The sequence below is a fragment of the Pigmentiphaga sp. NML080357 genome, assembly GCF_002188465.1.
Lineage (GTDB): Bacteria > Pseudomonadota > Gammaproteobacteria > Burkholderiales > Burkholderiaceae_B > Pigmentiphaga.
Genome location: NZ_NINW01000037.1, coordinates 311,009 through 324,880, shown reverse-complemented (window position 1 = coordinate 324,880; position 13,872 = coordinate 311,009). Strand labels below are relative to the sequence as shown.

At 68.5% G+C, this 13,872-nt stretch carries 13 protein-coding genes and 1 pseudogene; 4 read left to right on the top strand and 10 right to left on the bottom strand.

Annotated elements, in window-relative coordinates:
* Positions 1-257: 257 nt before the first annotated feature.
* From CDO44_RS16620 to CDO44_RS16605, 4 genes are read left to right on the top strand one after another with little or no spacing between them, the layout of a single operon-like run.
* Positions 258-1,454, top strand: a complete 1,197-nt coding sequence (locus CDO44_RS16620; RefSeq protein WP_158213312.1) for an NAD(P)/FAD-dependent oxidoreductase — start codon at positions 258-260, stop codon at positions 1,452-1,454.
* Positions 1,451-2,356, top strand: a complete 906-nt coding sequence (locus tag CDO44_RS16615; protein WP_087781373.1) for an oxaloacetate decarboxylase — start codon at positions 1,451-1,453, stop codon at positions 2,354-2,356. Before CDO44_RS16620 ends, CDO44_RS16615 begins: the two co-directional genes overlap by 4 nt.
* Entirely contained in the window at positions 2,353-2,967 is a 615-nt protein-coding gene (locus tag CDO44_RS16610; protein WP_087781372.1) for an isochorismatase family protein, read from the top strand. The genes CDO44_RS16615 and CDO44_RS16610 overlap by 4 nt, the downstream gene beginning before the upstream one ends.
* A gap of 10 nt (positions 2,968-2,977) precedes the next feature.
* Complete coding sequence (locus tag CDO44_RS16605) at positions 2,978-3,718, top strand: arylmalonate decarboxylase (RefSeq protein WP_087781371.1); 741 nt, start codon at positions 2,978-2,980, stop codon at positions 3,716-3,718.
* A gap of 19 nt (positions 3,719-3,737) precedes the next feature.
* Here the strand turns inward: CDO44_RS16605 and CDO44_RS16600 are convergent, their stop codons facing one another.
* The 10 genes and pseudogenes from CDO44_RS16600 to CDO44_RS16555 all read right to left on the bottom strand — a co-directional run bounded on the left by CDO44_RS16600 (position 3,738) and on the right by CDO44_RS16555 (position 13,788).
* Positions 3,738-4,469 (bottom strand): GntR family transcriptional regulator, encoded by a 732-nt coding sequence (locus CDO44_RS16600; RefSeq protein WP_087781370.1) that lies wholly within the window; start codon positions 4,467-4,469, stop codon positions 3,738-3,740.
* Between the two features lie 122 nt (positions 4,470-4,591).
* A complete protein-coding gene (locus CDO44_RS16595; RefSeq protein ID WP_087781369.1) occupies positions 4,592-5,809 on the bottom strand; it encodes a PepSY domain-containing protein in 1,218 nt (405 codons plus the stop codon).
* A 93-nt stretch (positions 5,810-5,902) separates the two neighbouring features.
* Positions 5,903-6,115 (bottom strand): hypothetical protein, encoded by a 213-nt coding sequence (locus CDO44_RS16590; RefSeq protein WP_087781368.1) that lies wholly within the window; start codon positions 6,113-6,115, stop codon positions 5,903-5,905.
* Between the two features lie 97 nt (positions 6,116-6,212).
* On the bottom strand, positions 6,213-6,818 hold the full coding sequence (locus tag CDO44_RS16585; RefSeq protein WP_087781367.1) for a bifunctional 2-polyprenyl-6-hydroxyphenol methylase/3-demethylubiquinol 3-O-methyltransferase UbiG: 606 nt from the start codon (positions 6,816-6,818) through the stop codon (positions 6,213-6,215).
* Positions 6,819-7,056: 238 nt separating this feature from the next.
* A pseudogene (cydX, locus tag CDO44_RS28125) lies at positions 7,057-7,143 on the bottom strand (cytochrome bd-I oxidase subunit CydX); the annotation flags it as partial.
* Between the two features lie 17 nt (positions 7,144-7,160).
* On the bottom strand, positions 7,161-8,315 hold the full coding sequence (gene cydB, locus CDO44_RS16575; protein WP_087781365.1) for a cytochrome d ubiquinol oxidase subunit II: 1,155 nt from the start codon (positions 8,313-8,315) through the stop codon (positions 7,161-7,163).
* 3 nt (positions 8,316-8,318) lie between these two features.
* Entirely contained in the window at positions 8,319-9,908 is a 1,590-nt protein-coding gene (locus CDO44_RS16570) for a cytochrome ubiquinol oxidase subunit I (RefSeq protein WP_087781364.1), read from the bottom strand.
* A gap of 16 nt (positions 9,909-9,924) precedes the next feature.
* A complete protein-coding gene (cydC, locus tag CDO44_RS16565; protein WP_087781363.1) occupies positions 9,925-11,625 on the bottom strand; it encodes a thiol reductant ABC exporter subunit CydC in 1,701 nt (566 codons plus the stop codon).
* Positions 11,622-13,346 carry a thiol reductant ABC exporter subunit CydD gene (cydD, locus tag CDO44_RS16560; RefSeq protein WP_198951374.1) on the bottom strand — a complete coding sequence of 575 codons (1,725 nt, stop codon included), beginning with the start codon at positions 13,344-13,346 and terminating at the stop codon, positions 11,622-11,624. Before cydD ends, cydC begins: the two co-directional genes overlap by 4 nt.
* Positions 13,347-13,470: 124 nt before the next feature.
* Positions 13,471-13,788: a hypothetical protein gene (locus CDO44_RS16555; protein ID WP_087781362.1), complete on the bottom strand. Its 318-nt coding sequence runs from the start codon at positions 13,786-13,788 to the stop codon at positions 13,471-13,473.
* Positions 13,789-13,872: the final 84 nt, after the last annotated feature.

Genomic DNA, 13,872 nt, shown 5'->3' with positions numbered 1-13,872 from the left:
AGCCAGCTGTGGGTTCATGGTAGGAATGACTGGTTTTGTACACAATCAGTGTTAATCCGTAATCTTCCCAGCAACTTCGGCACAGCCTGCCAAGTTTCGGCTCTGTTGACGCGAGTGCCAGGTTTGGTGCGAATTTTCCCTGGAAAAGTGCGCTATTCCGCGATTGGAAGCCAGTCTGGTGCGGCAAATGCAATGGCTGGACTTTTACGCCGGTTCGTATCACTATTTGCATGAATTGTGTACAAAACGGGGAAGTGATGGCTAAGGCAAAGGTTCTGGTGGCCGGGGCGGGCCCTGTGGGGCTCGTCAGCGCGATGGTGCTGGCCGAGGCGGGCGTGGACGTGGAGGTCTTCGAGCGCAACGGCGACGTCATGGAGGATTTGCGGGCGTCGACCTTCCATCCTCCCACCCTTGACATGCTGGCTCCCTACGGCATCTCGGACGTACTGGTGGCTTCGGGGCTGAAGGCCCGGATGACCCAGCAGCGCGACCGGCGCAAGGGACTGATCGCGGAGTTCGACCTGGCGCGCCTGGCGGGCAGCACGGGCTATCCGTTCCGGCTGCAGTGCGAGCAGTGGAAGCTCAATGCCGAACTGGTCAGGAAGCTGCGGAACCATCCTCACGTGACGCTCCGCTTCGGCTGCGCCGTCGAGGAAGCCCGGCAGGACGAGGGGGCGGTCATGATCCGGATCCGCACGCAGGAAGGCATGGAAGAAGTGCGCGGCGACTACCTGATCGGAGCCGACGGCGCGTGGAGCACCGTGCGGCGCAGCCTGGGCATCGAGTTCGAGGGCTACACCTACCCAGAGCGCTTCCTGGTCGTTTCCACCGATTTTCCGTTCGAGGCGCACTTCGAGAATCTGTCTTGGGTGAACTATGTGTCGGACCCCGACGAATGGTGCGTGATGCTGAAAGTGCCGTCGCTGTGGCGCGTGCTGTTTCCTACCGCGGAGCACGAGTCGGACGAGCGCGTGCTGTCGGACGAGTTCATCGAGGCGCGCCTGCAGGGCCTCCTGCCCCGGGCCGGCGTGTACGAGGTCGTGCATCGCACGCTCTACAAGGTGCACCAGCGCGTGGCCAGCCGGTTCAGAACGGGACGCGTCATGCTGGCGGGCGACGCCGCGCACATCAACAATCCCCTGGGCGGCATGGGCATGAACGGCGGCGTGCACGACGCCTTCAACCTGTCCGCCAAGCTGATCGAAGTCATCGCGGGACGGGCGCCGGACAGCCTGCTCGACAAGTACGAGCGCCAGCGGCGCACGATCGCCATCGAATACATCAACGCCAATACGGCGCGCAACAAACAGCTCATCGAAGAGCGCGACGAGTCCGCCCGTTCGCGCATCCATGCCGAGCTGCGCGCTACGGCGGCGGATCCCGAGGCTTCTCTGGCCTACATCCGCAAGACGTCGATGTTCGATGCGCTGGAGCGGGCGGGGAGCATCGCGTGAACAATGGCTATGCGACGCGCCCGCCGTCGGTCCGGCGGCAGAGGCTGCGCGCGGCGCTGGCGGCGCCCGGGCCCATCGTCGCGCCCGGCGTCCATGACCTGATCTCGGTCCGGCTGGCGGAGCAGGCGGGATTCGGGACGCTGTTCATGAGCGGCTACGGCGTGGTCGCGGCGGCGCTGGGCTTGCCCGACGCCGGCCTGGCCAATGGCACCGACATGCTGGACCGTGTCCGGCAGATGGCGCTGGCCAGCGAGGCCGCGCTGATCTGCGACGCGGACAACGGCTACGGCGGCCTGATCAACGTCATGCATACCGTCCGGAGCTACGAGCGGGCGGGCGCCGCAGCCATCCAGCTGGAGGACCAGGTCTATCCCAAGCGCTGCGGCCACATGCGGGGCCGCAAGGTGGTGCCGGCCGCCGAGATGGAGGCGCGCATCAAGGTGGCGCTGGATACGCGCGAGGACGCCGGCACCGTGATCATCGCCCGCACCGATGCGCGCGCCGACCTGGGCGTGGACGAGGCGTTGCGCCGCGCCGAGCGCTATGCCTGCGCGGGCGCCGACGTAGTGTTCGTCGAGGGGCCGGAATCGCGCGACGAGATCCGGGCGTTCGCTGGCTGCGTGGACGTTCCGCTCATGCTCAACATGGGAGCCGGTGCGCGGTTGCCGCTCATGAGCCCTGACGAGCTCGAAGCGCTGGGCGCCAAGCTCGTCATCTATCCCACGGTCGCGCTGCTGGCGTCGGCGCAGGCCTGCGCCGACGCGTACGGCGCGCTCGGCGAGGGCCGCCTGCCCATGGGGCCCGGCTATCCGTTCGCCGATTTCTCCCGCCTGATGGGCTTCGACTGGGTCGAGCGTTTCGATGCCCGCTATCGCATGCTCGACGAAGGAGGACAGGCATGAGCGAGATCGACGTCTATCGGCGGCAGGGATTGGGCAAGCGGTCGGGCCTGGGGCATCGCTGCGGGCTGGTGCTGGTCGACTTCGTGAACGGATTCGTCGACCCCGCGCTGCTGGGCGGCCAGCACGTGGCCGATGCCGCCGAGCGCACGCTGCCCGTGTTGCGGGCCTTCCGCCGCCTCGGGCTGCCGGTGGCGCACAGCCGCGTGGTATTCGCCGATGATGGCAGCGACCACAATGTGTTCTGCCGCAAGGCGCCGGCGCTGACCCGCTTCACCGAGGCCGCCGGGTGCTCGCAGATCCTTCCCTTGCTCGCGCCCGAGCCGGGAGAGCGCATCGTTCGCAAACAGAGCGCATCCGCGTTCTTCGCCACCAGCCTGGCCGACTGGCTGCGCGCGCGCGGGGTGGACACGGTCGTGGTGGTGGGCTGTACGACCAGCGGCTGCGTGCGCGCCACGGCCGTCGACGCGATGCAGCACGATTTCATGACCGTGGTGGTGGAGGACTGCGTCGGCGATCGCGCGCTGGGTCCGCACCAGGCCAGCCTGTTCGACCTGCGGCAGAAGTACGCGGACGTGATGGGCCGCGACGCGCTGCTGGCCGCCATTTCTTGAGGAGTCCAACATGGACCACCTGGGTTATCGGATGAAATTCGGAGTACTGGGGCCTTCCACGAATACCATCGTGCAGCCGGATTTCGATGACATGCGGCCGGTCGGGGTCACCAATCACTACAGCCGCATCGAGATCCCCGACATGAAGGTGGACGACAATGACGACTTCCTGCGTCTGGTCCAAGCGTTTTCATCCAACACCATGCACGCGGCGGAGGTTCTCAAGAGCTGCGAGATGCAATACCTGGTCATGGGGATGTCGGCCGTGACCTTCTGGAACGGCCGCAAGGGAGCGGAGGAATACCTGCGCGGCATACGCGAGCGCGCCGGCGTCGAAGTTAGCTGCGGCTCGTTCGCGCTGGAGGCGGCGCTGCACGCCTACGGCGTCAAGCGGCTGGCCTTCCTGTCGCCGTACTTCCCGGTGGCCAACGCCGAGGTGCGGCGCTTCTTCGAGGATTGCGGCTTCACCGTGGTGCGCGATATCTGCCTGCGCCGCCCCAGTCCGGTCCTGATCGCGCACACGACCGATCAGATGTGCCGCGCGGCAATACGCGAACTCGACGGCGACGACGTGGACGCCATCGTGCAGGTCGGCACCAACCTGTCCATGGTCAGGCTGGCCGCGGCGGCCGAACTCTATCTGGACAAGCCGGTGATCGCGATCAATGCCGCCACTTATTGGCATGCCTTGCGCCAGGTCGGCATCCCCGACAAGATCCAGGGGCTGGGCCGGCTGCTGTCGCATTACTGACGCGGCGCGCGCCGCCACGTCAATCCTGGGCGGCGTGGGGATGTTCGAGCAGCGCGAACTGCGCGGACCGCAGGTGGCAATGCATGACGGCACGCGCCCAGGCCGGATCGCGGGCGGTGAATGCGTCGATGAGTTCGCGATGGTGCTGGAACGTGCGCGCCAGGCGTTCCCGGTCATAGCTGCGCCGGGTGCCCAGGATGACCTTGATCTCGACGGCCTTCGCGCGCATGCCGAGCAGGCGGGAATTGCCGGCCGCATCGTAGATCAGGGCATGGAAGCGCCGGTTCAGCGTGCTGATCCGATCCAGGTTGACCGGGCTCACGTCCGGTCCGCGGGACTCCATTTCGTCCTGGATCTCGCGCAATTCTTCGAGCGTCCGCGCGTCCATGCGCTCGGCGGCCAAGGCCGCCAGCTCCGATTCGACCAGGATGCGCGCGGCGTAGATCTCGCGTATCTCGGGCGCGGACCAGACCCGCACAGTTGCCCCGGCATTGGGGCGCAGCACGAGAAAGCCGTCGGCCACCAGCAGCCGGATGCCCTCGCGCACCGGGGTGCGCGACAGCCCCAGCGCTTCGGCGACTTCCTTTTCCGTGATGCGGGCTCCCTCGGGATAGCGGCCCGACAGGATGCCGTTGCGGACGTGGGCATACGCCTGCTGCACGGAAGCCGGCCTCGAGGACAGGTCGGAAAATGAATAGATGTCGGGCGAGATCGCCAGGGGGGCGTCTGTGGAGGGGGCGGGGTGTGACATGCACGCACGGCAACCAGGCTGGGTGGGGCTACTATAGCGGATCGCCGGCGATTCGCGAGAGCCCTGCCTTCATCCTCCGTGGCTGCAGTCGGCGCGGCCGTTCGGGGCCGCGCCGCCCGCCATCATTGCGGTGGCTGGCTCGTGGCCGTGCGCGCTGGCGACTGGACCGGGACACCCGCGGGCGCCGGCATGGAAGCCGCCGCCGGCCGTGTGCCGGCGCGCGAAGAAGCCTTGGCGGCGGCCGGATGCCGCCGCTTCAGCCACAGGTAAAGCCCGCTGCCCAGCACGATGATGGTGGCGATGTCCAGAAGCGCCCAGAGGATCTTCATCGGCATGCCGCCGTAGTCGCCGAAATGCAGCGGCTGGGAAACCAGGAGCGCCGTCAGGTACCACGGCAGCTTGGGAGCGGCGGTGATTTCGGCGGTCTTGGCATCGACCAGGATCGGCTGCAGCAGCTTGGAAGTCAGCGGCTCGTTGCCCGCCAGGAAGAACGTGTGGTGGTGGGGGCTGGAGAAAGCCGTGCCGGGAAAGGCAATGAAGGACAACCGGGTCTGGGGCGCCGCCGCCATGGCGGTTTCCATCGAGCGCTGCAGCGAGGCCCGCTCTGCCGGCGGGGTGATCGGCTGGCCCTGGTAGGGCGCCAGCAGCGCGCTGAGCTGGTCGTACTGCCAGTATTTGATCAGCAGGTCGGCCCAGGTGTTGATCATGCCGGTGCCACCCACGACGAAAGCCCAGACCAGCGTGACGATGCCCAGGAGGTTGTGCAGGTCCAGCCATTTCACGCGTGCCGTCCGGTGCCGGCGCACATCGCCGAATTCCAGCTTCTTGGTGAACGGCCCGTACAGCACCGCCCCGGTGACGATGGCCACCAGCAGCAGCAAGCCCATGAGGCCCAGGAACAGCTTGCCCGCCAGGCCCGCGAACAGGTCCACGTGCAGCTTGAGCATGACGTACATGAAGCCCTGGTCGAAGCGGGGCTCGGCGAGCACCTGGCCGGTGCGCGCATCGACCGCCACGGAGCGGAAATCGTCGGTGGGGGCCGGCGTGGGCGTGAGGGTGACGAACCAGATGCGGTCGTCCTCCTCGTCCTGCGAGACGAACTGGATCACGCGGTCGGGGTGGCGCGCATGCGCCACTTCGAGCACGCGGTCCAGGCTTACCCGCGCGCCGTCGTCGGCCAGGTCCGGGGCCTCGACCTCGGTGCCCAGCAGGTGGCCGATTTCATGGTGGAAGATCAACGGCAGCCCGGTCAGGCACAGCAGCAGCATGAACACCGTGCAGATGAGGCTGCTCCACTTGTGCAGCCAGGACCAGGTCTTGAGGGAGCGGGCGTTGGACATGGGTTCAGCAATCCATGGTGGCCGGAATGGAAATGGTGCGCGGCCCGGCCAGGCATGCCGGCGCGGGGAGGGCGGCAACGGGCACCACGGATTTCACGCCCGTTTCCTTGTCGACGCGTGGAACCTGGCCCGGTCGGGCTGGCGCCGCAGGCCGAACCAGATCATCGCCAGAACGGGTATGCCAAGGCCGACCCAGGACCAGGCGTCGCCCCAGGTGTCGGAGACGAGCGCGCTGAGGAGGCCGGTGGCGGTGAGCACGCCCAGGGCGAGCGGCCAGCCCCAGATGCGCATTGCCGAGGTCGCCATCGGTGTTCTCTTGATTAGGGAAAAGGCAAATAGTAATGATTTTTGTTCTAAAAATAAATGGCGGCCATGCTCGAGCCGTCCGCCGGACGGCGGGGCGTCACGCCGCGGGCATCCGGCCCACGTAGCGGGTGACGAAGGCCGGTCCCCGGTGGCCTTCGCCCTCGTCCAGCACGACCTCGCCCTCCCAGGCGAGGACTTCTTCGAGCAACGGGGAGAAATCGGCGCGTACGCCGGCAAGGTCGCACAGCATGTCGGCGTCGCGCGGCCCGCCGCTCTGGTAGCCGAGCTGGCGCGGATGGAAGGATTCCAGGATCAGCCATCCGCCCGGCGCCAGCGAGCGCGCCAGGCGGCGGTGAGCCTCGGTGCGGATCGCGCCCGGCAGATGGACGTAGATCAGGACTACCCCGGAACAGGTAGCCGCGGGCGGCGTCCAGGCAGCCAGGTCGACGTTGAGGGTGGTGATGGTGACGCCCCGCGTGGATGCCAGCGCCAGCGCCTTGTCGAGTCCGACCTGCGAGTTGTCCACTGCCAGTACCTGGTGGCCCCGTTCGGCCAGCCAGACACTGTTGCGTCCTTCGCCGTCGCCCGGCAGGAGCACCCGGCTGCCGGGAGGCAGGCGGGATTCCTGCTCCACCAGAAACCGGTTGGGCTCCGTTCCGTACTTGTATCCAGGTTGAGAAAACCGTTGGTCCCAGGTCGTCATGCTGCCATTCCTCGAGCTGCCTATTCGCCGCTCCTCAGCGCACCGAGCCGCTACCGCATGATCCCGGAGCGCTACCAGGCTGGCCGCGCACGGCGTGCCACCTTCCGCCTGCCACCGGGCGGCAAAAAAACGCCGCACGACGTCAGCCGCGCCGTACCCCGGAATGCGGCGGATCTGGCTCCGCCAGTCCGCCGGCACCGCCCCCTGGGGGGCGCGCGCCAGCGCGAAGGGAGGGGCCTTCCTCCATTAGCTCATACCACATCGCATTCAGGACGGCGAAAGCCGCGGCCAGGCCTAGCCCCAATATCCAGGAAAAGTACCACATGCTCGTTCCTCCCAGGTTCAATAGGCGTGGTTGCCGGGATCGTTGACGGACGTTTCGTCGACCTTGCCCCACAGGACCCGGTAGACCCACGAGGTATAGGCAACGATGAGCGGGACGAAAATGACGGCGGCGACCAGCATAATGAACAGCGTCAGGTGGCTGGACGAGGCGTCCCAGAGCGTGAGGCTGGCGCGAGGGTCGATGGACGAGGGCAGCAGGAACGGGAATAGGGTGACCCCCACGGTGACGATGATGCCCAGGATGGACAGCGAGCTCGCAAGCAATGCCGCCACCTCGCTGCGCAGGCGCAGGAAGAGCAGGGCCAGCGCCGCGCCCGCCAGACCCGCCGCGGGCGCCAGCGCGAGCCAGGGGTGGTTCCTGTAGTTGCCGAACCATGCCCCGGCCGCGATTTCGGCCGTCTTGCGCAGCGGGTTGGACGGCCCCGCCGTATCGATGGCGCTGGTGATGCGGTAGCCGTCGACCCAGTTCCACAACGCGAGGCCTCCGAGGGCGAACAGCAGCAGGGTGGCCAGCGCCGCCACGCTGCCGTACGCGCGGGCCCGGTCGGCCACCGTGCCGCGGGTCTTGAGCACCAGCCAGGCCGCGCCCTGCATGGCCAGCATGGCGACCGACACCAGGCCGCACAGCAGGGCGAACGGCGACAGCAGCCCGAAGAAGGTGCCGTCATAGAAAATGCGCAGGTCGCTGTCGAGGCGGAACGGCACGCCCAGCAGCACGTTGCCCACCGCCACGCCGAAGATCAGCGACGGCACCAGGCCGCCGATGAACAGCGCCCAGTCCCAGGACGCGCGCCAGCGGACGCTTTCGCGCTTGCTGCGGTACTTGAACCCTACCGGCCGCAGGATCAGCGCGAACAAGATGGCGAACATCGCCAGGTAGAAGCCCGAGAACGACACCGCGTACAACGGCGGCCAGGCCGCGAAGATCGCGCCGCCACCCAGGATCAGCCACACCTGGTTGCCTTCCCATACGGGACCGATGGTGTTGATCACCACCCGGCGTTCGATGTCGGTGCGGCCGACGAACGGCAACAGCATGCCGGTGCCCAGGTCGAAGCCGTCCGTCAGCGCGAAGGCGATCAGCAGGATGGCCAGCAAGGCCCACCAGATCATCCGCAGTACGTCGTAATCGATGAGGGTATGCAGAATCATGGCTTACTCCTGGGCGGTAAGGCGTTGGGACAGGTGCGGCGCCACGAGCCGGACTTCCGGGTCCGGGTCCGGTTCGACGCCCTTGCGGATGGCGCGCAGCATGAGGCCCATTTCGACGATGAAGAGCACCGTGTAGAGCGCGGTGAAGCCGAGAATCGTGAGTAGCACCGTGCCGGCCCCGAGATCGGAAACCGCGGCCGCGGTGGGCAGCACGCCTTCGATGATCCAAGGCTGCCGGCCGAATTCGGCCACGAACCAGCCCAGCTCCGCGGCGATCCAGGGCAGCGGGATGGAATAGACCGCGACCTTGAGCAGCCAGCGATGGGCATCGAGCCGGCGCCGCGCGGACAGCACGAAGAACGTCGCCATCAAGAGGATGAAGAAGAAGCCCAGCGCGACCATGATGCGGAACGCCCAGAACAGCGGCAGGACCATGGGGACGGTATCCTCGGCCGCCTGGTCGATCTGCTGCGGCGTCGCCTGGCGCGGGTCGTCCACGTAGCGCTTGAGCAGCAGCGCGTAGCCGAGGTCGCGGCCGTGCTCCTCGAGGGCGTCGCGGTCGGCCGCGGCGACGGCTGTGGAGCTGCCCGACGCCCGTATGCGTTGCAGGGCGTCGAAAGCCACGATGCCGCTGCGTATCCGCTCCTTGGCATGTTCCACCAGCGTGTCGATGCCGGGGATCTCGGTGGTGAGCGAGCGCGTGCCGATCAGGCCCATGACCGCCGGGATGCGCACGGCGTAGTGGGTTTCGCGCGCTTTCTGGTCCGGGATGCCGACGATGGTGAACGGCGCGGGCGCCGGCTCGGTCTCCCACATCCCCTCGATCGCGGCGAGTTTCATCTTCTGGTGCTCGGTCGACAGATAGCCGCTTTCGTCGCCCAGGACTACCACCGACAGCGCCGAGGCGAGGCCGAACGAGGCGGCCACCGTCATCGACCGCTTGGCGACGTCGATGTGGCGGCCCTTGAGCAGGTACCAGGCTGAAACGCCGAGCACGAACACCGAGGCGGTGACATAGCCCGCGGACACGGTGTGGACGAACTTGGCCTGCGCCACGGGATTGGTCAGCACCGCGAAGAAGTCGGTGATTTCCATCCGCATGGTTTCGGGGTTGAAGGCCGAGCCGACGGGATTCTGCATCCAGCCGTTGGCGATCAGTATCCACAGCGCGGAGAAGTTCGAACCCAGCGCCACGCACCAGGTCGCCACCAGGTGGCCGACGCGCGAGAGTTTGTTCCAGCCGAAGAAGAACAGCCCGACGAAGGTGGCCTCCAGGAAGAACGCCATCAACCCTTCCAGGGCGAGCGGCGCGCCGAAGATGTCGCCGACGTAGTGGCTGTAGTAGCTCCAGTTCATGCCGAACTGGAATTCCATGACCAGGCCCGTGGCGACGCCGAGCACGAAATTGATGCCGAACAGCGTGCCCCAGAATTTGGTCATCTGGCGCCAGATCTTGCGGCCCGTCATCACGTACACCGTCTCCATGATGGCGATGACCACGGACAGCCCGAGAGTGAGCGGGACGAAGAGGAAGTGATAGAGCGCCGTCAACGCGAACTGCAGGCGCGATAGCGAAACGATGTCGAGGTCCATGGTGGCCGATTCCTCCTCAGTCCGGGCGCAGGGTATGGAGTTGATAGTCGAAGGCGGGCGTGCCGCGCGGCAGGTCGCCGACCACGGTTGCGCCGCTTAATACGATGAGGCGGTCCGCCAGCGCGGCCTCCCGCCGGATGTGGGTGGCGACGACCACGGTGCGGTCGCGCGCCTGTTCGGCCAGCCGCGCGAGCACATCGCGCGCGGTCGCCGCGTCCAGGCCCTCGCTGGGCTCGTCCAGCAGCCAGAGCCGCGTGGGGCGCAGGAACAGCCGCGCGAGCGCCAGCCGTCTCGCCTGTCCGCCGGACAGGCCGAGCCCGTTCTCGCCAAGGAGGGTATCGAGGCCTGTGGGCAGCGCGGCGATGGCCTGGGCCAGCCCCGCGGCGCGCAGCGCTGCCCACAAGGCCTCGTCGTCGGCGTCCGGACAGGCCAGGCGCAGGTTGTCGCGCACGCTGTCCTGGAAGAGTTCCGTGCGCTGTGTCAGCAGGCAGGCGGGCGGCGCCGCGATCCGGCCAGCGGTCGGCGCGCGTTCTCCCGCGATGAGCGCCAGCAGCGTCGATTTGCCGGCTCCGCTGGGGCCGATGAGCGCTACCCGTTCGCCTGCGCGTATCGTTAGCGATACCCGGTCCAGCACGGGGGGGACTGCCGCGTCCGGCGTGCCGTGGCGCAGGGTGACCTCCCGCAGCCGGATGTCGTCGCCGTCGGCCGCAGGGGCCGGCTCGGGCCGGCTCTCCAGCCGCGGCGCCAGCCGCCGGACGGCGATCATGATACGGGCCAGCTCCAGCGCTCCCCGGCGCAGCGGCGCCATCGGCTCTGCGCTCGCGAGCACCAGCAGCAGCGCCAGCGCCGCCCCCGGGGCGCCGATCGTGCCGGCGGCGACCAGCAGGACGCAGCCGGCCAGCGTGGCGGCCATGGCGATTCCGGCCGCGGCCGATTGCAGGAACGCGCCCTCGGCGTCGGCGCGGTTGATCGCGTCGTCCGCCCGGGCGAGCCGGCTTTCCGTGCGGGCGAGGGCCTCGCATTGCGCGCCCAGGCGGCCCGCCATCAGGAGTTCGGCCTGTCCGGAGACCAGGTCGATCGTCTCGGCGCGCAGGACTTCGATGGCGTGCACCCGCTTGCGGGAGGCGCGGCGGCTGCGCCGTGCCGTCCATGCCCCGGCGGCAACGCCCGCCGCCAGCAGCCAGGCCGCGACGCCCAGCCCCAGCGGCAGGCTGATCGCACCGAGCGCGATTCCCGTCACGGCGATCGTCGCACAGGCGGCGCCCGCCGGAACCAGCAGCCGCAGATACAGCCCGTCGAGTGCATCGGCATCGGCGGTCAACCTGAACAGCAGGCGAGCCGGGCGCGCCAGCAGCTTGCGGGCCGCATCCGGACGAGCCCAGCCTGCGAACAGGCGGGGGCGCAGGGCGGCCACGACCGCCAGCGCGGCATCGTGGGTGACCACCCGCTCGCCGTAGCGGGCGGCGGTCCGGATCAAGGCCAGCAGCCGGATGCCGGCGCCCGGCGTGAAGACGTCGAAGGCCAGGGCGGTGCCGGCGGCGAGGCCGGCGAGAGCGGTAGCGGTGATGAACCAGCCCGACAGCCCCATCAAGGCCATGCCGGCGATCACGGTCAATGCCGCCAGCGCCGCGCCTCCCGTCAGCAGGCGGCCCCGGCGGGCGAAGAACAGCCGCAGCACGGCCAGCGCCGCGGCGCGGTCGCGATGGCTTCCTTTCATGCCCGTTGCTCCCGGACCAGAGGCCGCTCGTCCCGCGCCGGCTCGGTCAGGTCGATCACCCGGTCCATGCGGGCAGCCAGCTCGGGGTCGTGGGTCGCGACGATCAAGGTCTTGCCCGCCGCTTGCGCCAGCAGCCGCCGCGTCAGTTCACGCGCGGTAGCGGCGTCCAGGTGGGCGGTGGGCTCGTCGGCCAGCCAGAGATCGCAGGTTTTGTCGGCGGCTGCCCGCGCGATCGCCAGGCGCAGGCATTCCCCGCCCGACAGGCCGGCCCCCGACTCCCCGAGCGGGCGGCCGGCCGCCGCGCCGGTCAACCCTTCCAAGGTGGCGGCCGCCAGCGCAGCGTCGATGGCACCCGCGTCCACCGCGGAGCGGCCCAGGCCGACATTGAAGCGCAGCGTGCCGGCGAAGACGTGCGGCCGTTGTCCTATCCACGCCATGCGCGAGCGCAGCGCCGGCGCGGTCCTATCGTCGAGCGCCGTGCCGCCTACCGCGATGCGGCCGGAACGGGCGGGCAGCAGGCCCGCCACGAGTGCGAGCAGGGTGGATTTGCCGGACCCGCTAGGACCGATTACGGCCACCCGTTCGCCTGGTGCCACGTGCAGATCCAGCGCCCGGAAAAGCGGCTGGCCGGAGGCGGGATGGTCGAACGTCACGCCAGCCATCTCGACGGCCGGGGCAGGGCGCAGCGGGGTTCCGCCGTCGCGCGGGAGCGGCGAGGCCGCGCCCACCAGCTTGACGGGCGCTGCGGATAGCGTCCGCAGCGCGTCCAGCGCCGCGCGGCCCGAGGCGCGGTCGTGCCAGACCGCCGAAAGCTCGCGCAAGGGGTCGAAGAAACTGGGCGCCAGCAACAGCACGAAGAGCCCTTGGCCCAGCGTCAGCGCGTCGCCCCACGTGCCGAACGGCAACTGGCCCAGCAGGTGGAACCCCACATAGACGGCGACCATGGCTACCCCGATGGCGGCGAACAGCTCCAGCACCGCCGAAGACAGGAAGGCGATACGAAGTACCGCCATGGTACGCGTACGCAGTGTTTGCGCGACGTTTGCGAGCCGGCGGGTGGTGGTCTCGACGGCGCCGAGCGCGCGCAGCGTGGCCAGGCCCCGCAGGCGATCGAGCAGGAAAGCGTTGAGCGAGCCCATCTCGGCCAGGTGCGCCTGACTCGCGCGCTGGGCGCGCCAGCCTACCAGCGCCATGAAGATCGGGATGAGGGGGGCCGAAACCAGCAGGACCAATCCGGCTATCCACGACAGCGGAACGACGGCCGCCAGGATGGCGATGGGGACGATGGCGACCTTCAACTGCACGGCTGGATAGCGCGCCAGATAAGGCAGCGCGGCGTCGGCCTGTTCAGCCACCACGCTGGCGGCATGGCCGGCGGCGGGCCGCCGCTTGTCGAGCGGCGACCCGGTGGCCAGGGCGGCGATCGCCCCGGCACGGTATGCCCCGATGCGAGCGCGGGCCGCTCGAAAGCTCAGGCGCGTGCCCCAGGCTTCCAGGCCCGATCGGCACAGGCCCACGCCGAGGAAACCCGCGGTGGCCAGGACGCCGCTCGTCACATCGCCAGGGGCCGCGGCCATGCGCTCCACGGCGGCGGCCAATATGCCGGCCTGGGCCAGCCACAGGAGCGAACCGGCCAGTTGCAGCCAATCGCCGGACTTTGGCCGGAGCGGATCGGCGGGAGGCGGGGAGGCGGGCGTGGACAGGGGGCGTACTCCCGGCATGGTGACGTGTGATCGACACTAAGTTATCAGTGCTCATGCATGGATACAATGATCTGCGTCAATTTGCGGCGATATACGCGCCGTCCGCGCAAAGAAAACGGCCCCCGAGGGGGCCGTTTCGCCGTTAGTCGCGGCGCCGGTGGTAATGCCTGTCGTGATAGTGCCGGTCGTGGTCCCAGCGCCGGTATTCACGCCAGCGCTCTTCCCGCCAGCGCCGCTCGCGCCAATACGGGTCGTAGGGAACGTATTCGATCGGCCCCGGCACCACCATGACGGGGGGAGGAGCGACATACACCGGCGCGGGGGCGATATAGACGGGCGGCGGGCCGTACACGAATCCCGGCACGCCGATGCCGATAGAGACGCTGACCCGGGCGTGGGCCGTCGCGCTGATGGCGATCAGGGCCGTGCCAAGCAGTCCCGCCATTGCCAGCCGTTTCATACACATTCTCCGATACTGCGGTAGTTCGACTGTATGGGGCCGCGCCCGTCAGCGGTTTGTTCTGTCTGTTGCAGTCGTGGCTAC